This window comes from Staphylococcus sp. CWZ226 (assembly GCF_018986355.1).
Lineage (GTDB): Bacteria > Bacillota > Bacilli > Staphylococcales > Staphylococcaceae > Staphylococcus > Staphylococcus simulans.
The window spans coordinates 69,003-87,265 of record NZ_JAHMSB010000004.1; the positions used below are offsets into that span (position 1 = coordinate 69,003).

Sequence of the window (18,263 nt, forward strand, 5' to 3'; positions counted from 1 at the left end):
CTCCCTATAAAGATGATTGATTCGCTTTTGGCTTTTGTCTTTTTTTCAAACGTTCATCGACTTTATTTTGTTCATGTTGATCCATTTCATCTTCAATATCTAAACCAAGCAATTGCTCAATTAAGTCTTCCATCGTAATAATCGCATCCGTACCGCCATATTCATCTAATACAATGGCGATGTGTTTACGTGTCGCAATCATTTTACGCATGACCCACTCAGCTTTATTGTGCTCATTCACAAAAAGTGGTTTAGAAATATAATCTTCTAATGTTTTATCATAGTGACGACTCCATATTAATAAGTATTTTGAATGAAAGACTCCCACAATATTATCAATGTCTTCATCGTAGACCGGATAACGTGTATATGGGTGTGACATAATAATTTCATACACTTCGTCATATGGTGTGTCTTTTGAGAATGCAGTCACATTGACACGTGGTGTTGTATCTACATCTTTAACACGCAATTGTTGGAAAGTTAAAACACTTTGAAGACGATCTCGTTCATTCTCATTAAATGCCCCTTGTGCCCCTGCAATGGTTACCATTGTACGCACTTCTTCTTTAGACATGGTTTGGCTTTGGAATTTATCATTCGCAAGCATTCGGTTAATCAAACCAGTTAAACCATTTAAAATTTTAGTAATCGGCGTTAAGATTACCACAAATAAATGAATTACCGGATAGACTAATTTAGAAATCGCATCAGGATAAGTTGCTGCAATAGATTTTGGTATCACTTCTGAAACAATAATTACCACAACTGTAATCACTAAAGATGCAATCCCCACGTTCCAACCATGTTGTACAGCAAGAATAGTAACTAGCGTAGGCAACACGATATTCGCACTGTTATTTGCGATTAAAATCGTTGTGATAAAATCTCTAGGTTTATTTAAAAGTGCCAATAACCTTTTTGCCTTTGGATCTCCTTTCCTGCTTTCAGTCTGTAATTTCACTTTATTCGCAGCAGTTAATGCCGTTTCACTGCCAGAAAAGAAGAAAGAAACAAAAATTAAAATAATGATAGCTATAATCATGATGGCCGACGCTCCCTTAAAACTCTTATTGACTCTGTCAAAAAGCGTATATTTCTTATTAATTTCCCATCTCTCTATTTATGTAAACCGAACAAGTTCCACGCTTTTCACGAAGTACAATGATTAATTACCATTGTACCGAATTTTCAGATGAATTGTAGTACCTTTAAAAAATACTTTTAATAAAACAATCCCTCTAGGAGTAATACTGCACTTTAACGTTAGATATCTAACCAAGTAGATTTCAAGAAAATAAATTCACATACACTACGCGTAGAAATTCCTTATAAAGATTGCACGATGGATTACATCATTCTTTATGCTATCTTTAGCGATGATAAGCAGACTATCACACTTTGTGACGATGGCTATACACTATTTAATTTAAAATCTCAAAAACCTGAGTTGTTTGAGCAGAAACCAACACTTAAATTACTATACAAATACATTCAAACATTTAATGTAAATATAGATGAAAGCACTGAAGAAATCTATATTGAATGTGTTATACAGAATTTAAATGAATCACTTCAAAGTTTTACTCAGTCAATCATTTGTATAAATAACTTATTCAACAATAAGACATCGATACAGAATTTGTCTCTAAAAGATACAACTAACGACTTTTTATCATTTAATCATTTACTTTTATGAACTAAAATAAAGCCAGAAAGTAAGATACAGTGTAACTGTTTACTTTCTGGCTTTTAAAATATACTTTTAAAATAAGTAAGTGAGATAGTAGATAAAATGAAACGCCATAAATATTACTGCACAAATTATAGAAATCGTGAGAAAACGATCTCCAACGATATCATTATATTTTTTGATTTTCACACTACAAATTATACTTCCAATCGCAAATAACGGGCTGATAATTGTTAACAATATAAATACTGCTGCTAGAATCTTTAACAAAGTTGGATTATTCTTCATAGGTTTCCCCTCTAAACATTTTCTTTATTTTATCACTTACTTATACCACATTTCAGAATTTTACGTCACGTTAAATTTCAATATAAATTGTATGAGTAGACTTTAACATGTCCTAATTTGCTTAATAAATTACCAAAAATCGTATTAACCCTGAACTTGTTTGACATGCCTGACATAATTCTCTTTAAATCTCGGTAAATCTCTATATTGTTTCATTACACTTATCTTTTCACTTAACTTCAGACATTAAAAAGCAGCACACATACGATTAAGTATGCATGCTGCGTATTTTAATACTTATATTCAATGAACACTATTGGATTAACCGATAGAACCTTCCATTTCGAATTTGATTAGACGGTTCATTTCAACGGCATATTCCATTGGTAGTTCTTTTGTGAATGGTTCGATGAAGCCCATTACGATCATTTCAGTTGCTTCTTCTTCTGAAATACCACGGCTCATCAAGTAGAAGAGTTGCTCTTCTGATACTTTAGATACTTTCGCTTCGTGTTCTAATGAAATGTCATCGTTCATAATTTCATTATAAGGAATCGTATCTGAAGTTGATTTGTTATCTAAGATTAACGTATCGCATTCGATGTTTGAACGTGCACGTTTAGCTTTACGTCCAAATTTAACGATACCACGGTAAACAACTTTACCGCCATCTTTTGAGATAGATTTTGAGACGATAGTTGAAGATGTGTTTGGTGCTAAGTGAATCATTTTCGCACCCGCATCTTGAACTTGTCCTTTACCAGCTAATGCGATTGAAAGTGTACTTCCTTTCGCACCTTCACCAGCTAATACACAGTTAGGGTATTTCATAGTCAACTTAGAACCTAAGTTACCGTCAACCCATTCCATGTTACCATTCTCATGAACTAAAGTACGTTTTGTAACTAAGTTATAAACGTTGTTAGCCCAGTTTTGAATTGTAGTATAACGAACGTGTGCATCTTTGTGTACAATGATTTCAACTACAGCTGAGTGTAGTGAGTTTGTAGTGTACACAGGTGCTGTACAACCTTCAACGTAGTGCACTGAAGCACCTTCATCAGCGATGATTAAAGTACGTTCGAATTGACCCATGTTTTCTGAGTTAATACGGAAGTATGCTTGTAGTGGTGTATCTAATTTAATATTCTTAGGAATATAAATGAATGAACCACCTGACCATACTGCTGAGTTCAATGCTGCGAATTTGTTATCTGCAGCTGGAACTACTGAAGCGAAGTATTCTTTGAATAATTCTTCGTTTTCACGTAATGCAGAGTCAGTGTCTTTGAAGACAACACCTTTCTCTTCTAATTCAGCTTCCATGTTTTGGTAAACAACTTCTGATTCATATTGTGCAGAAACCCCAGCAAGATATTTTTGCTCTGCCTCAGGAATACCTAAACGGTCGAAAGTACGTTTGATTTCTTCAGGTACTTCGTCCCATGAACGTTCTGCTTGTTCAGAAGGTTTTACATAGTAAGTGATATCGTCAAAGTTTAACTCTGACAAGTCGCCGCCCCATTGTGGCATTGGCATTTTATAGAATAACTCTAAAGATTTTAGACGGAAGTCTAACATCCATTGAGGTTCTTCTTTCATTTTTGAAATCTCAGTTACGATATTTTCTGTTAATCCGCGTTCTGATCTGAAAATGGACACATCATCGTCGTGGAAACCATATTTGTAATCCCCAACATCAGGTGCTTTTTTAGCCATTTCAATCACTCCTTTTATATAATCAACACGATACATAGACACGTGGCAATATTTCAATCAATTGATAGAACTTCATGATGATTTATAGCTTTCACAATATTCTATTGAATATTGCTACTTGTATAAACCAGTCTATCATGGAACTGACAAGTTAGAAACCACCTTGCCAGTTACTTATTCTTTACCCGTTATGGGTGCTTATTTTGCATTTTCTTCAGAATCAGTATCTGCTTGACCTTCACGTTCCACAGTACCTTTTTCTAAAGCTTTCCAAGCAAGTGTTGCACATTTAATACGTGCAGGGAATTGAGAAACACCTTGTAATGCTTCAATATCTCCCATATCTTCAGTTAATTCATAATCTTCGCCAAGCATCATTTTAGAAAATTCTTGACTCATTTCTAATGCTTCTTTTAACGAATGACCTTTAACTGCTTCAGTCATCATAGATGCACTAGACATTGAAATTGAACAACCTTCACCATCAAATTTAGCATCCTCAATAATGCCATCAACAATATCGAAAGTAAGGTGAATTCGGTCTCCGCATGTTGGGTTATTCATATCAACAGTTAAAGAGCCGTTATCTAATTTACCTTTGTTTCTCGGATTTTTATAATGGTCCATAATTACAGATCTATATAGTTGATCTAAATTATTAAAATTCATATGAGAAAAACTCCTTCGTTTGGTTTAAAGCGTAAATTAATTGATCAATGTCTTCTTTTGTATTATAGATATAGAAACTTGCTCTTGCTGTTGAAGATTGATTCAACCATTTCATTAATGGTTGTGCACAGTGATGTCCTGCACGTACAGCAACACCTTCTGTGTCTAATGCCGTCGCAACGTCATGTGGATGAATGTCTTTCAAGTTGAAAGTAATCACACCAGCACGTCTGTCTTTTGGCGGACCATAGATTTCTAAGTCTTCAATCGCATCCATTTGTTCGTATGCATATTCAGTCAACTCTTTTTCATGTTGATGAATCGCATCAAAACCAATGTTTTCAAGGTATTTAATTGCTTCAGCTAAGCCAATAGCTTGTGCAATTAAAGGTGTACCTGCTTCGAATTTTGTTGGCAAGTCTGTCCAAGTTGCTTCATATTTACCTACGAAGTCAATCATGTCACCGCCATATTCGATAGGTTCCATATCTTTAAGCAGACTGCGTTTACCATATAAGACACCAATACCTGTAGGACCAAGCATTTTGTGTCCACTGAAACTGTAAAAGTCTACATCTAAATCTTGCACATCAATTTTCATGTGTGGTGCTGCTTGTGCACCGTCCACACTGATAATTGCACCATGTTCATGCGCAACTTTCGCAATTTCTTTCACATCGTTGATTGTACCTAAAACGTTAGATACATGTGCAATCGCTACAATTTTAGTGTTGTCATTAATTGTGGCTTTCACATCTTCGATGTTTAATTCACCTGTTTCTGTCATCGGGATGAATTTTAAAGTTGCACCTTTACGGCGTGCTAATTCTTGCCAAGGTACGATGTTAGCATGATGTTCCATTTCAGTTACGACAATTTCATCGCCTTCTGAAACATTCGCATCACCATAACTACGTGCAACTAAGTTAATAGAAGCTGTTGTACCTCTTGTGAAAATAATTTCTTCAAAGTAACGTGCATTAATGAAACGTCTTACTGTTTCGCGTGCACCTTCATAACCATCTGTTGCTAATGAGCCGAGTGTGTGTACACCACGATGCACATTAGAATTGTAACGTTTATAATAATCGTCAATCGCTTCGATTACTTGAAGTGGTGTTTGACTTGTCGCTGTTGTATCTAAATAAGCTAAGCGTTTGCCATTGACTTGTTGTTTCAAGATTGGAAAATCTTCAATAACTTCATTAACATTTAGTGTTGTTTCGGCCACTATATCCACAGACCTTTCTTCATTAATAATCACTTGTCGTACAAAATAACTTACAAGCTGACAGGATTTAATGAATAATAATTGACTGCGAACAGGTTATTCAAAAGCGTAAAGAGAAGGAGGAATACGACGCAGTGATGCACATATCATCAGCTGACTTCCTCCTGTTTTTAATCTCTCCTGCCTAGCTTATACTTTTTATTTTGATACTCGTAATTCAATAACGTCACGTAATTGACGTTTTACATCTTCTATTGGCAGTTCTCTTACTACTGGATCTAAGAAACCATGAATAATTAAACGTTCAGCTTCTTGTTGAGAAATACCACGACTCATTAAATAGTAAAGCTGTTCGTCATCAACACGACCAACTGAAGCTGCGTGACCTGCTTCTACGTCATCCTCATCGATTAATAGAATTGGGTTCGCATCTCCGCGTGCTTTTTCAGAAAGCATTAACACACGTGATTCTTGGTTCGCAACTGATTTTGAACCACCGTGTTTGATATAACCGATACCATTAAAGATAATAGTCGCTGCTTCTTCAACTACACCGTGTTTAAGAATGTAACCATCTGTTTCTTTACCGTATTGAACGATTTTAGATGTTACGTTTGATTTTTGATCTCCAGTACCTACTGCTACTGATTTTAATACACTTGTAGAACGGTCCCCAATTAAATTAGTTGTGTTATCAATAATTTGGTTACCTTTGTTCATTAATCCAAGTGCCCAGTTAATTGATGCATCCGCTTCAGTAATACCACGACGAACAATATGGCTAGTGAAACCTTTATCTAAATAGTCTACTGCACCATAAGTGATTTTAGAGTTCGCACCAGCAATCACTTCAGAAACAATGTTCACTTGATTGCCTTCGCCACTTGCATCTGACAAGTAGTTTTCAACATAAGTCACTTCTGCACTTTGTTCAGTCACAATAATAACGTGATTGAAAAAGCTTGCATTTTCATCATCATGTAAAACTACATATTGAATTGGATGTTCAACGACTACATTTTTCGGTACATATACGAATAAGCCGCCATTGATTAATGCAGTATGCAACGCTGTTAAACGGTGTTCATCTACGTTAACCGCATCTTTCATCAAATATTTTTGAACTAAATCTCCATGATTCACTAAAGCATCTGCTAAGCCTTCAATAATTACACCGTCTTTTTTCGCTTCTTCTGAAACGTGTGTATAAGCAAGTGTATTATTGTGTTGAATCACTAAGTTTTCAGTTTTTTCAACATCAATGATTTTTTCAATTGAATCTGGAATTTCACTGATATCTTGATAAGTTTCAGCTTTTGTTTCGAATTGTTTAAATGAGTCGAAATCCCATTTTGTGATTTTAGTTTTATCTGGTTTTGGCATTTCTAAAGTTTCAGTTAGTTTCAACGCTTCTTTACGTAATTCTGTCATCCAAGAAGGTTCATTTTGGGCTTGTGAATACTCAACAAGTTCTGCTTCAGAAATGTTCAAAGTTTCAGTCGTCATAACTTAATATCCTCCTAACGATACTTATAACATTTAATCGGTTGTTTCTTCTTTACGTAAATGATTTACGCTTCGCTGAATTCTTCTTTAACCCATTCATAACCTTCATTTTCTAAACGATGTGCTAATTCTGGACCACCAGTTTTAACGATTTTACCGTTGTACATAACGTGTACGAAATCAGGTGTAATGTAGTTTAATAAACGTTGATAGTGCGTAATGATTAATGAACCGAAGTCATCTCCACGCATTTCGTTGATACCTTTAGACACAACTTTTAACGCATCGATATCTAAACCTGAGTCAATTTCGTCTAGGATAGCGAATTTAGGTTGTAACATCATTAATTGTAAAATTTCGTTACGTTTTTTCTCGCCGCCTGAGAAACCTTCGTTAAGGTAACGTTGCGCCATGTCTGGATCCATATCTAGGAATTCCATTTCTTTATCTAATTTCTTAATGAATTGCATTAAGTTGATTTCTTTACCTTCTTCACGTTTAGCATTAATTGCTGAACGCATGAAGTCTGCGTTTGTAACACCAGTAATTTCTGATGGATATTGCATTGCTAGGAATAAACCTGCTTTTGCACGTTCGTCAACGTCTAATTCTAAAACGTTAACACCGTCAAGTAATACTTCACCTTTAGTTACTGTGAAAGCTGGGTGACCCATGATTGCTGCTGATAAAGTAGATTTACCAGTACCGTTAGGTCCCATAACTGCATGAATTTCTCCCGTGTTAATTGTTAAGTTAACACCTTTTAAAATTTCTTTATCCTCAATAGACACGTGTAAGTCTTTAATCTCCAATGTTGATGGCATTAAAAGTCCCTCCGTAAACATAAATAGTATTTCAATTACTAGTTTATAATAATTTTAATCTGTAGTCAAAACTGCACTACATTGGTACATTTATAAATTATAACGCAATTAAACCCCAGAATAAACCTTTTAAGTACCTAAATAAAAAGAATTCTCAAATTGTAATGAGTTTCGTTAAAGCGTTTCAATGTGAAATGTTGCACGAATTTCAAAGCTACTGATTCTCATTTTCTGTCCTTCTATTATCATTACCCATATCTTTGTCACATATTATGATAGGGTATCCTTGCTTCCTATACTATTAATAGACGCAAAAAATCACTCCCAAGCATCTATACTTGAGAGTGATTAATAATTTCTTATTCAGCTGGGATCACAGCACCATCATATTTTTTATTGATGTAATCTTTAATATCTTGAGATTGTAATGCTTTGATTAAAGCTTTGATTTTTTTATCTTTTTCGTGACCTTCTTTAACCGCTACTAAGTTTGCGTATGGGTTATTATCAGGTTTTTCAAGAGCGATTGAGTCTTTTTTAGGGCTTAATTTTTGTTCAATAGCGAAGTTAGAGTTGATAATTGCTGCATCAACATCTTCGTTTTGATAGATTTTTGGTAAATATTCAGCTGATTGTTTGTTGTTGAATTTGATATCTTTTTTGTTTTCTACGATATCACTAAAGTGTGCATCTTGGATTTTAACGCCTTTTTTCAATTTGATTAAACCTTCGTCAACGAAGAATTTCAAGAAACGTCCTTCTTCAGCTGGGTTGTTAGAAACATAAACTGTTGCACCTTTTGGCAATTCTTTTAAGCTTTTATATTTTTTAGAGTATACAGCCATTGGTTCTAAGTGAACGTTACCAACAGATACTAATTTGTACCCTTTATCTTTTTTCTCAGTGTTTAAATAAGGTGTGTGTTGGAAGAAGTTCGCATCCAATTCACCGCTGTTTACTAACTTGTTAGGTGTTGTATAGTCGTTGATTGTTTTGATTTTCAAGTCATAACCTTCTTTTTTCAAGATAGGTTTAGCTTGTTCTAAAAGTTCAGCGTGAGGCGCTGGTGAAGCACCAACTGTGATTGTTTTAGAATCTTCGCCTCCTGCTGATTTATCCTTACTGCCACATGCTGCTAAAACTACAGTTAATACTAAAACCGCTAAAATACTAATAATTTTTTTCATTGGATTGATCCTTTCAAAATAGAATTAACGTTTATCAATTTTATTTGTAGCCCAGTCACCCACAAATTGAATGATGAACACAAACACTAAAATAAAGATTGTTGAAACTAAAATGACATCATTTTGGTTTCGAGTAAAACCAGTTAAATATGCTAAGTTACCTAAACCGCCTGCACCGATAACACCGGCAACTGCAGTAGAACCTACTAATGCGATTGCAGTAACTGTAATACCTGAAATCAAGGCAGGACGTGATTCTGGAATTAACACTTTACGAATAATCGTCCATGTGTTTGCTCCCATAGAACGCGCTGCTTCAATAACGCCTTTATCAATTTCTTTAAATGCGATTTCCACTAAACGTGCATAGAATGGAGCCGCACCAATAACTAATGCTGGAAGTGCTCCTGTCGGACCACTGATTGTGCCAAGTAATAAACTTGTGAACGGAATCAACAGCAAGATTAAAATGATGAATGGAATTGCTCTGAATAAGTTCACAATAAATGACACGATTTGATAAAACACTTTTGCTGTCGGTGATTTACTCTTAGCTGTTAGGAATAATAGTACGCCTAGAATTAAACCGATCACGAACGCAAAAATTGTAGAAATGGCTGTCATATAGAGTGTTTCGTATGTAGCCAGCCAAACTTGGTCCCATTGAACATTCGGCATTGTGACCATTTCACGTAATATATCACTGAACGATTTATCCATTACGAACCACCTCCACACCTACATTACGATTCTCTAATTCGTTTTTAAAATCATCAAAAAATTCAGTTTTCAAGTCTGCAATATGTACAATTAGAAAACCGATTGGTCCGCTTTTCGAATGGCGGATATTCGCTTCTAGTATGTTCACATTCAGATTATATTTTTGAGTGATATATGACACAATCGGTTCTGTCGTCTCTTCACCTACGAAGTTCAAACGTACAATATAACCGTTTGTCGACTCTGGAATCAGTTCCTGAATTGATTCATCAAATTGGTCATTCAAGCCTTCTTTAACGAAACGTTTCGTCACTTGATGTTTAGGGTTTTCAAACACTTCTTTAACTTCACCGCGTTCGATGACCTTACCATTTTCCATTACCGCAACTTCGTCGCAGATTTGGCGAATCACATTCATTTCATGTGTGATAATCACGATTGTTAAATCTTCTTCTTTTCTGATTTTTAATAAGAGTTCTAAAATTTCATCTGTTGTTTGAGGATCTAAAGCACTTGTAGCTTCATCACAAAGCAATACTTTTGGATCGTTGGCTAAGGCACGTGCGATACCAACCCTTTGTTTTTGACCACCAGATAACTCTGACGGATATGCTTTTTCTCGTCCTTTGAGTCCTACAAGCTCAACTAATTCTTCCGCTCTTTTTTCAGCTGCCGCTTTATCCACGCCAGCAATTTCCAACGGAAACTTAATATTATCTAACACTGTTCTAGACCATAATAAGTTGAAGTGTTGGAATATCATACTTACCTTTTGACGCTTTTTCCTTAGTTGCGCTTTGCTGAGTTGTCCTAATTCATCTCCATCTATTATGACTTGACCTGATGTTGGTTCTTCTAAATAATTTAAAATTCTGACAAGTGTACTTTTACCGGCACCTGAAAAACCGATGACACCGTAAATGGTACCTTCCGACACATCTAAATCGACATGATCAACTGCCAGTACTTCTTGGTGTTTCGTCTTATATCTTTTGACGATTTGCTTCAGTTGAATCACTACATTCTCCCCTTTCCTTGCAATACCTACCTACAAATTAAAAAAGCTTTCCCTTATCGCTGCTATGAGCATTAAAGAGAAAGCAATTTGAAATTTCTTTCTCTCATCTTCAAAAGCAGTTCAACTTTTTGTGAATTGGCACCATTTCTTATAAATAAGACGGTTGCCGGGTTTCGTCGGGCACATCCCTCCACCTCTCTTGATAAGAGATAACTATTTAATTGATATTTATCCTACCACTTCACTCAGAAGTAGTCAACAACTATTTTAAATTTTCTAACAAATAAGGAACAGACTGAAATGCGTAAATACGGTCTATCTCCTTATCTTTCGACATCACTAACAAAACAGGAACAGATTGAATTTGATAAGCTTCACTGAAGTCAGGATGGAAATTCAAATCTGCTTTGACCAACGGAAGCTGTAAAATTTCATTAGCTATATCTAACATTCTCTCTGAAACTTTACATGTTCCACACATCGGTGTGTAACCGAAAATCAAGTGCTTGTCTTGATCAAAGTTTTGTTTGATATCTGTAATTTCTTGCTTAACGTTCATTTATAAACTAATCCTTTCACGGGTGCTTCACCTTTTACCATAAAGCCATGGTTTCTAAGCACTTTGGCAAGATAAGGGCGCGGACAACGTGCGACTTCAGAATAAGTTCTATCGACAAAGATATGTTCACTTTCTGATAGATAATGTTTAAACCATTGACGGATGCGACGGCCTTCTTTATCTGCATCCACTAATATATAGACAGGACGTTCATATAAGTGTTCTATCATATCGTCAAGTTTATCAATGCCCATTGTGCCGTGCGTACAAATAATTTGTACAGGCTCATCAATCACTTCTTGTACACGCTTTTTATCTGTTTTACCTTCAACAACGATTACTTTTTCTAACAATGCCATATTCACTACACTCCAATACTCTCGTGATATCATTGCTTCATTACTCGCAAACGTAAATGCTTAGGTTCTGCCAACTTATATAAATTTGTTGCGTAAGTTGATACTTTCATTGTAACGCAGGTGTTGTTTTAAAGACACGCAACTTGTTTAACAACTAAATAAACACGATAAATTATGTATTATTCAGCTGTAAAGGTTCAGCACTTTAGCGCTCTAGTTTGTTATAGCCTATTTCAAATAAAAAATAACCCCAAAATACAAAGTATCTTGGAGTTTGGTTTTTAAAGCCGATTATTCACCGATCATTTCTTTGTATTGATCAGCTGATAATAAATCATCTAATTGGCTTGTGTCATTTAATTTTACTTTAACCATCCATGCTTTTTCGTATGGTGATTCATTTACGAATTCTGGACTGTCTTCTAATTCTTCGTTGACTTCAACTACAGTTCCTGAAACTGGTGCGTATAATTCAGAAACAGTTTTAACTGATTCCACACTTCCGAAAGATTCGCCCTCTTCGATATCATCTTCAGTTTCTGGTAATTCAACGAATACGATGTCACCAAGTTCTCCTTGTGCGTATTCAGTGATACCGATAGTTACTGTATCGTCCTCAACTTTAACCCATTCATGTTCTTTTGAATATTTTAATTCCTCTGGCACTGCCACACGAATCCCCTCCTAATTAATAAATGAATACTCTTTTATGATGCCATATGAAACCTTTTCATTCAACTATTTATAGACATCTTGTAGTTTTTTAATTTTTTGTGTAAATAAAGCGCATAGCAATAAGATATTTACTACCTATAATGACTATAAATTAGTTTACCCAAGTATCTTTGTACTCTTTTTCGTTGAAACCAAGTGTGATTTTATTGCCTGAAACCGCAAGTGGTCTTTTAACAAGCATTCCGTCAGAAGCCAATAAATCTAGTTTTTCATCATCAGACAAACTGTCAAGTCTATCTTTCAGACCTAGTTCACGATACTTACCTCCGCGTTTATTGAATAGCTTATCAATTTCAACGCCGGTTTTATCAATAATATCTTGTAGTTCTCTTTTATTAGGGTTTAGTTCTACGATGTCGATAGGTTCATAACTTACACCATATTCATCTAAAAATTTTGCTGCTTTCTTGCATGTCGTACAGTTTTGGTACTGATAAAATCTAATCATCTTTTGACCTCCTTTAACTATTATGTCTAATATACCAAATTTCTAAAAATAACGCTTTAAATTGTCGGTTTAATATTTTTAAATTTACGTTCAAATTCGCTATAATATATATAATAGGATTAGAAAAAGGAGCGAAATGAAAATGGAAGCAATTAAAACACGTGAAGATTTCGATAAAATTATCGAAAGTAACGAACCTGTGATTATTAAATTCGAAGCAGGATGGTGCCCTGATTGTCGCGCAATGGATATGTGGATTGATCCAATTGTTGAAAAATACAACGACTATAAATGGTACAGCGTAAATCGTGACGAATTAGAAGATGTTGCTCAAGATTACGAAGTAATGGGTATTCCAAGTTTACTTGTTTTCAAAAACGGTGAAAAAACAGCACACTTGCACTCAGCAAATGCTAAATCACCAGAGCAAGTTGAAGACTTCTTAAGCGAAACATTTAAATAAGTCATTTAAATAACGTAATATAGACTAAATAAAGCCAAGCTGATTTCAGCTTGGCTTTACTCATATAATTAATACTCTGAAATAAAGTTCTCAGTGTGACGTGGTTTCTTTGGAGGAATCTTCGTGTCCATATCAGTAAGATATAAAAATCCAACTAAATCTTCATCATCTTCGACACCTATTACTTTTCTCACTTTAGGCATGAAAATATATGGCGGTGTCTTCCAGCACGTACCGATACCCGCTTCATGCAACAGCAGCATCAAGTTTTGTGCATAAGCACCGAATGCCAGATGATTTTCAAGATTTTCTTTTTGTCTAGGATCTCGTTTTACAATTAATACGAGCAATCCACCCAATTTTGTCACTGCATCATAGTGACTTTGTTGTTTCTCTGGTTCATTTCTAAATGCATAACGAGAAACAGTTCGACTTAAATCCCCTAGTCTGTCCTTTGAGACATGAATGATTCTCCATGGTTCTCTCATCCCATGATTTGGTGCATCTGTAGAGAGTTTTAGTGCTTCATATAGCGCTGTATCATCTATATGCATATCATGGTCGAATATCTTCACACTTCTTCTTGATGAAATTGCATCTCTTAATTCCACAATCTAACTCTCCTTTATATTAATGATAACCATTATCAATTACAGTATAGATTGAAATACATATTATATCAAATTATTTGTTTGATTCGTATAATGTCAAAATTTCTTTTAATTTAGTAACATGTATTTGTCCTGGCGCTTGCGGCTCTCCCAAGCAACCATAAGAAATACTTCCACCAAATACACCTTGAGCCGTTCTTGATACTAAACCAAGATGAGACATAGATATACCTACTACTTTCATTTTGACACTTTGAGAAGATACATAGAGTGCATCTAACAGATAGGTCACATCTTCAGGATCTTTTGGCATTACTGCTAGTTTTAGATAATCAGCTTCTGTTTTACTCATTTTAAAATAAGTGAATTTCAATTGTTCAATTGCTGGTGTTTCTTCAAAATCATGTTGAGACAGTACCACTTCTAAACCTGCTGCTTGCGCTTCAGCCACTAATTCAGTGATTTTTTCCTTATACGCTTCTTCCCATTCAATATCAATCATGTCATAACCTTGAACTTGCATTAATTCTTGTAATAGCGCATAATAAGATTCTTGCGCTTTATTGCCATTTCCACCTTGTGAAGCTGTGCGATATGTGATTAACAGCTTAACTTTAGGAAGACTTTTTTGTAACGCAGCAATAAGTGTTTCAATCTCAGCAATTTCAATCGTTTGACGTTGGTCAATTCTTAGTTCAATTATATCGATGGCTGCTTGCGCTTCAATCAACTCCATTTGCAACTTCTGTGTTATGTCAGCTTCTGGTGCTATCGTTACAGCAATTTCTACTTGCGTCATCCTATCTACCCCTTGCTTATATAATATGGCCAGTTTGTTTCTTTAATAATAGTTTAACATTAGTCAGCGTATTAGAGTGTAATGCGCGTTATTTTATACTTTTAAACTACCAATCATTAGACAGTTTCATATTAAAAGTTTGCAGATATTTTATTGGCGAAATATTCATGGTGTGATTAAAAACTACTTTAAAATAAGATTAGCTTTTTGATATACCATATATTTTGGTTAAAATCGTCCAATATTGTGAACAATCGCTTTTCAAACTTTACTTTTTTCTTAGGGACACCTATTAAGTGTTGCTTTGATTAAAAGTATATAATAATATTAAATTAAACTTATCAATAATGACCACATTATTAAATTTAAGCAAAAGTTAAGAAAGTCATAAGAGAGGTGTTAAATCCATGAAAGAAATTAGATTACTAAATCCTGATGATTTAGAAGAGGTCTATCAGCTATTTAAAGAAGCTACAAGTGATCCAAAAAATATTTATACTTGGGCGATTTATGATGAGGACAAAGTGTGCAGGGAATATTTCAAAAAGTTGATAGACGCCAATAACAATGCACAATATCTGTTCGGTGTATTTTTTAATAATGAATTAGTGGGAGCTTTGACATTATTCCATCCAATTATAGTTGGAACACAGCATAAAGCTATAATTGAAAATATGTATGTGAAGGATATTGACCATTTGGATGAGAAGTTATTAAATACTGTCGCAAACTTTTGTACTGAACTTCAAATTGAGAAAATTATGGCCCCTGTTGCTTCAAATAATATCAGCGCACTGACTTTCTATAGTGAGTACGGTTTCTCAAAAATAGGTTTTGAAACGAATTCTCGTAAATATGGCGATGAATATATTGATGAGCATTGGTTGATCTATCCTATTAAAAAGGCTGCAGACGTTAATTAATACGTTGTGAAAAACACTAATGAACGCAAAAAAATTCGGTACATTCCCGTGTACCGAATTGATTAAGTAAAGTAAGTTGTAATTAAGTGACCGTAAATCGTAACGGTTACGTTTTATATTACATGACGTTTCGTTATTTGTAAACCATAAATCGTAATTTTTACGATTTATTTTTATCTATAAGAAAAGCAAGTGCACAATTTTGAGATGCACTTGCTTTTCTTTTAGTTACTTTTATATACACTGATGGCTCTGTTAGCTGATTCTAAAAGATGATGTTCAAAATAATTCTCATGTACATAATCATATATATTATCTATATCTGTTTCTTCTTTAGGAAAATTATGATCTCTTACAATGCAATCGGCTAATTGTCCGAATGGCGTATCATCTTCCATAAAAGTAATAATAAACTTATAAAAACTCATGTAACAACCCCACTTAAAGATATTTCTGAATGAAAAAACATTAACAACGATAAATTTCCACCAAAGAGGAAATCATTCTTATCAGTTAAATAGGCTTTTTCAACAGTATAACATAAGCATCGGAATAAAATACAGTTAATAAAAAAATCTTATTTAACAAACAACTGTATTTATATCCAAACCTTTTCTCTTTTGTAACGCAATGTTCGAAAACTTTAAGATGACTTTGTTCTCTATATGCAATCATTTATACATCTTAATTATAAAGTTAGCCTAAACACACAAGAAATACAAGATATTCTTATTTAAATTGATATATTTTATACACATTTTTTACATAAAATTCATAATTTCGTGCGAATCTTTAAATAGTTATGAGTTCAGAATGAACATTACATTTTAAACAATTAAACCTCATAAAAAAGCAGAGCACGAAATGCTCTGCTTCTGATAAATACAATTCGGTTGTTAGAATCCGCGTCCAGCACCTCCGCCGCCGAAGCCGCCGCCTCCGCCGAAGCTGCCGCCGCTGAAACCACCGCCACTTGATGAACCTCCACCAAAACCTCCAGTGCCGACCCACCAAGTACCTGTATTATCTCTTCTGCGACCGCCCCCTCTTGGAGGTCCGCCGCCACCATTTTTAATGGAGATAATAATGATGATAATGATAATAATAAAAATAATACCAAATAAGCTGAATGGCCCATCACCTTCTGATTGGTTTTGCGCTTTAGGTGTATCTTCAGTAAATTTTTCACCATCATAGCCATAAGCTTTGGCTATTTCTTTCCAAATTGCATTATAAAGTTGTGTGATGCCTTGACTGTAATATGCTTTTTGTTTTTCTTTATTATCAGTCTGTCCTGCTTTTTCAGCATAAGGCATGAAGTTATCATCAATCAATGCGCCGACTTTAGCATCATTTAAGACACCTTCTAACCCTCGGCCAACCGTAACTTGAATACCACGATTTTGATATTCATTGCCGTTATCTAAATTGACTAAAATTACAACGCCTCGACTATGCTTTTGATCACCGACTTTATAATGTCGGCCTGCTTGATAAGCATAATCTTCTTTTGGTGTTTGTCCGATTGATTTCATGGTCATCACCAAAATGTCTGAATCTGTACCGTCTTGAAGTTTTTGGCCTTTTTTAGCCATCTCATCTTTATCTTGGCTCGTAATCAAATCTGCGTGGTCTTGTACAAAAACAGGTTGTTCTAATTCCGGAAATTTATCTGATGCCGCAAACATACTTTGTGCGACGAGTAACATCCCAACCCATATGACAGCTAAGACGCTGGCACTTTTTCTGATCATTGAGATGAGTCAGTGCCGAAATCAACTTTAGGTGCTTTGTCTGCACCACTTTCGGCTTTAAAGTATTCTTTCTTATCAAATCCGAATAGCTTAGCTACAATGGTTGTTGGGAAATGGCGAATCGCTTGGTTATATTTGTTAACAGATGTATTGTAATCATTTCGTGCTACTGCAATTCTATTTTCTGTACCTGCAAGCTCGTCACGTAATCCTGTAAATTGTTTATCTGCTTTTAAATCAGGATAATTTTCACTGATAGCTAATAATCTGCTTAATGCAGAATTGACTTCGCCATTAGCTTCCGCTTTCTCTTTTGGTGTTGATGCACCTGCAAGTTTACTACGTGCATCAGAAACTTGTTTAAATACATCTTCTTCATGCTTAGCGTAACCTTTAACAGTGTTCACAAGGTTAGGAATTAAGTCTACACGACGTTGTAATTGGTTATCGATGTTTGAAAGTGCTGTATTCGTATCTTCGTCCATACCGACAAGTTTATTATATGGGCCAATCATTGTAACTCCAATGATGACAATAACAATGCCGATAATAATAAGCGGTGTAAGTATTTTCTTCATATATTTCTCCTTTTGCTTAAAATTATTCATTTTAATTATACAATATTGATACCCTATCTGGCTAAAGTTGAAGATTGCAATCAACCTTTAAAATCTTTACAAAAAATTAATTTTTATTTTTTGGTAATTGACAGATGCAATTACAGAAAATGGATGTATAATAACAGTTGTATTTAAAA

General features: G+C 34.7%; 21 protein-coding genes and 1 riboswitch. Of the genes, 3 read left to right on the top strand and 18 right to left on the bottom strand.

Annotated features, from left to right (window positions below; all coding sequences use genetic code 11):
- Positions 1 to 4: 4 nt before the first annotated feature.
- Entirely contained in the window at positions 5 to 1,045 is a 1,041-nt protein-coding gene (locus tag KRR19_RS04535) for a hemolysin family protein (RefSeq protein ID WP_216733480.1), read from the bottom strand.
- Positions 1,046 to 1,324: 279 nt separating this feature from the next.
- Here KRR19_RS04535 and KRR19_RS12350 point away from each other — a divergent pair, with 279 nt between their 5' ends.
- A complete protein-coding gene (locus KRR19_RS12350; protein ID WP_367874713.1) occupies positions 1,325 to 1,699 on the top strand; it encodes a DUF1828 domain-containing protein in 375 nt (124 codons plus the stop codon).
- A 603-nt stretch (positions 1,700 to 2,302) separates the two neighbouring features.
- Here the strand turns inward: KRR19_RS12350 and sufB are convergent.
- The 12 genes from sufB to KRR19_RS04600 all read right to left on the bottom strand — a co-directional run bounded on the left by sufB (position 2,303) and on the right by KRR19_RS04600 (position 12,956).
- A complete protein-coding gene (gene sufB / locus KRR19_RS04545; protein WP_002481616.1) occupies positions 2,303 to 3,700 on the bottom strand; it encodes a Fe-S cluster assembly protein SufB in 1,398 nt (465 codons plus the stop codon).
- Between the two features lie 198 nt (positions 3,701 to 3,898).
- Positions 3,899 to 4,369, bottom strand: a complete 471-nt coding sequence (gene sufU / locus KRR19_RS04550) for a Fe-S cluster assembly sulfur transfer protein SufU (protein ID WP_023015332.1) — start codon at positions 4,367 to 4,369, stop codon at positions 3,899 to 3,901.
- A complete protein-coding gene (locus KRR19_RS04555) occupies positions 4,359 to 5,609 on the bottom strand; it encodes a cysteine desulfurase (protein ID WP_176745483.1) in 1,251 nt (416 codons plus the stop codon). Before KRR19_RS04555 ends, sufU begins: the two co-directional genes overlap by 11 nt.
- A gap of 189 nt (positions 5,610 to 5,798) precedes the next feature.
- Complete coding sequence (sufD, locus tag KRR19_RS04560; RefSeq protein ID WP_216733481.1) at positions 5,799 to 7,106, bottom strand: Fe-S cluster assembly protein SufD; 1,308 nt, start codon at positions 7,104 to 7,106, stop codon at positions 5,799 to 5,801.
- 65 nt (positions 7,107 to 7,171) lie between these two features.
- The gene (sufC, locus tag KRR19_RS04565) at positions 7,172 to 7,930 is read right to left on the bottom strand and encodes a Fe-S cluster assembly ATPase SufC (RefSeq protein ID WP_002481612.1); all 759 of its coding nucleotides are present in this window, start codon (positions 7,928 to 7,930) and stop codon (positions 7,172 to 7,174) included.
- Between the two features lie 359 nt (positions 7,931 to 8,289).
- Positions 8,290 to 9,117 carry a MetQ/NlpA family ABC transporter substrate-binding protein gene (locus KRR19_RS04570; RefSeq protein WP_023015351.1) on the bottom strand — a complete coding sequence of 276 codons (828 nt, stop codon included), beginning with the start codon at positions 9,115 to 9,117 and terminating at the stop codon, positions 8,290 to 8,292.
- A gap of 24 nt (positions 9,118 to 9,141) precedes the next feature.
- A complete protein-coding gene (locus KRR19_RS04575) occupies positions 9,142 to 9,837 on the bottom strand; it encodes a methionine ABC transporter permease (protein ID WP_002481594.1) in 696 nt (231 codons plus the stop codon).
- Entirely contained in the window at positions 9,830 to 10,855 is a 1,026-nt protein-coding gene (locus KRR19_RS04580) for a methionine ABC transporter ATP-binding protein (protein ID WP_002481593.1), read from the bottom strand. The genes KRR19_RS04575 and KRR19_RS04580 overlap by 8 nt, the downstream gene beginning before the upstream one ends.
- A 100-nt stretch (positions 10,856 to 10,955) precedes the next feature.
- Positions 10,956 to 11,064, bottom strand: a riboswitch (SAM riboswitch).
- A 53-nt stretch (positions 11,065 to 11,117) separates the two neighbouring features.
- Positions 11,118 to 11,414, bottom strand: coding sequence for a thioredoxin family protein (locus tag KRR19_RS04585; RefSeq protein WP_002481592.1), 297 nt, complete (start codon positions 11,412 to 11,414; stop codon positions 11,118 to 11,120).
- The gene (locus tag KRR19_RS04590) at positions 11,411 to 11,773 is read right to left on the bottom strand and encodes a toprim domain-containing protein (RefSeq protein WP_002481591.1); all 363 of its coding nucleotides are present in this window, start codon (positions 11,771 to 11,773) and stop codon (positions 11,411 to 11,413) included. The genes KRR19_RS04585 and KRR19_RS04590 overlap by 4 nt, the downstream gene beginning before the upstream one ends.
- A 291-nt stretch (positions 11,774 to 12,064) precedes the next feature.
- Positions 12,065 to 12,445, bottom strand: coding sequence for a glycine cleavage system protein GcvH (gcvH, locus tag KRR19_RS04595; protein WP_156666407.1), 381 nt, complete (start codon positions 12,443 to 12,445; stop codon positions 12,065 to 12,067).
- A 154-nt stretch (positions 12,446 to 12,599) separates the two neighbouring features.
- Entirely contained in the window at positions 12,600 to 12,956 is a 357-nt protein-coding gene (locus tag KRR19_RS04600; RefSeq protein ID WP_002481589.1) for an arsenate reductase family protein, read from the bottom strand.
- Between the two features lie 142 nt (positions 12,957 to 13,098).
- On the opposite strand from KRR19_RS04600, the gene KRR19_RS04605 reads away from it, so the two are divergent.
- Positions 13,099 to 13,419, top strand: coding sequence for a thioredoxin family protein (locus tag KRR19_RS04605; protein WP_156666408.1), 321 nt, complete (start codon positions 13,099 to 13,101; stop codon positions 13,417 to 13,419).
- Between the two features lie 68 nt (positions 13,420 to 13,487).
- On the opposite strand, the gene KRR19_RS04610 is transcribed toward KRR19_RS04605, so the two are convergent.
- Both KRR19_RS04610 and aroD read right to left on the bottom strand, forming a co-directional pair.
- A complete protein-coding gene (locus tag KRR19_RS04610) occupies positions 13,488 to 14,030 on the bottom strand; it encodes a nitroreductase family protein (RefSeq protein ID WP_002481587.1) in 543 nt (180 codons plus the stop codon).
- A 73-nt stretch (positions 14,031 to 14,103) separates the two neighbouring features.
- Entirely contained in the window at positions 14,104 to 14,829 is a 726-nt protein-coding gene (aroD, locus tag KRR19_RS04615; RefSeq protein ID WP_057510585.1) for a type I 3-dehydroquinate dehydratase, read from the bottom strand.
- 407 nt (positions 14,830 to 15,236) lie between these two features.
- Here aroD and KRR19_RS04620 point away from each other — a divergent pair, with 407 nt between their 5' ends.
- A complete protein-coding gene (locus tag KRR19_RS04620; RefSeq protein ID WP_002481585.1) occupies positions 15,237 to 15,752 on the top strand; it encodes a GNAT family N-acetyltransferase in 516 nt (171 codons plus the stop codon).
- 224 nt (positions 15,753 to 15,976) lie between these two features.
- Here the strand turns inward: KRR19_RS04620 and KRR19_RS04625 are convergent, their stop codons facing one another.
- The 3 genes from KRR19_RS04625 to KRR19_RS04635 all read right to left on the bottom strand — a co-directional run bounded on the left by KRR19_RS04625 (position 15,977) and on the right by KRR19_RS04635 (position 18,084).
- Positions 15,977 to 16,180 carry a sterile alpha motif-like domain-containing protein gene (locus KRR19_RS04625; protein WP_023015356.1) on the bottom strand — a complete coding sequence of 68 codons (204 nt, stop codon included), beginning with the start codon at positions 16,178 to 16,180 and terminating at the stop codon, positions 15,977 to 15,979.
- 468 nt (positions 16,181 to 16,648) lie between these two features.
- A complete protein-coding gene (locus KRR19_RS04630) occupies positions 16,649 to 17,506 on the bottom strand; it encodes a TPM domain-containing protein (protein ID WP_156666409.1) in 858 nt (285 codons plus the stop codon).
- On the bottom strand, positions 17,503 to 18,084 hold the full coding sequence (locus KRR19_RS04635; protein WP_002481583.1) for a LemA family protein: 582 nt from the start codon (positions 18,082 to 18,084) through the stop codon (positions 17,503 to 17,505). Before KRR19_RS04635 ends, KRR19_RS04630 begins: the two co-directional genes overlap by 4 nt.
- Positions 18,085 to 18,263: the final 179 nt, after the last annotated feature.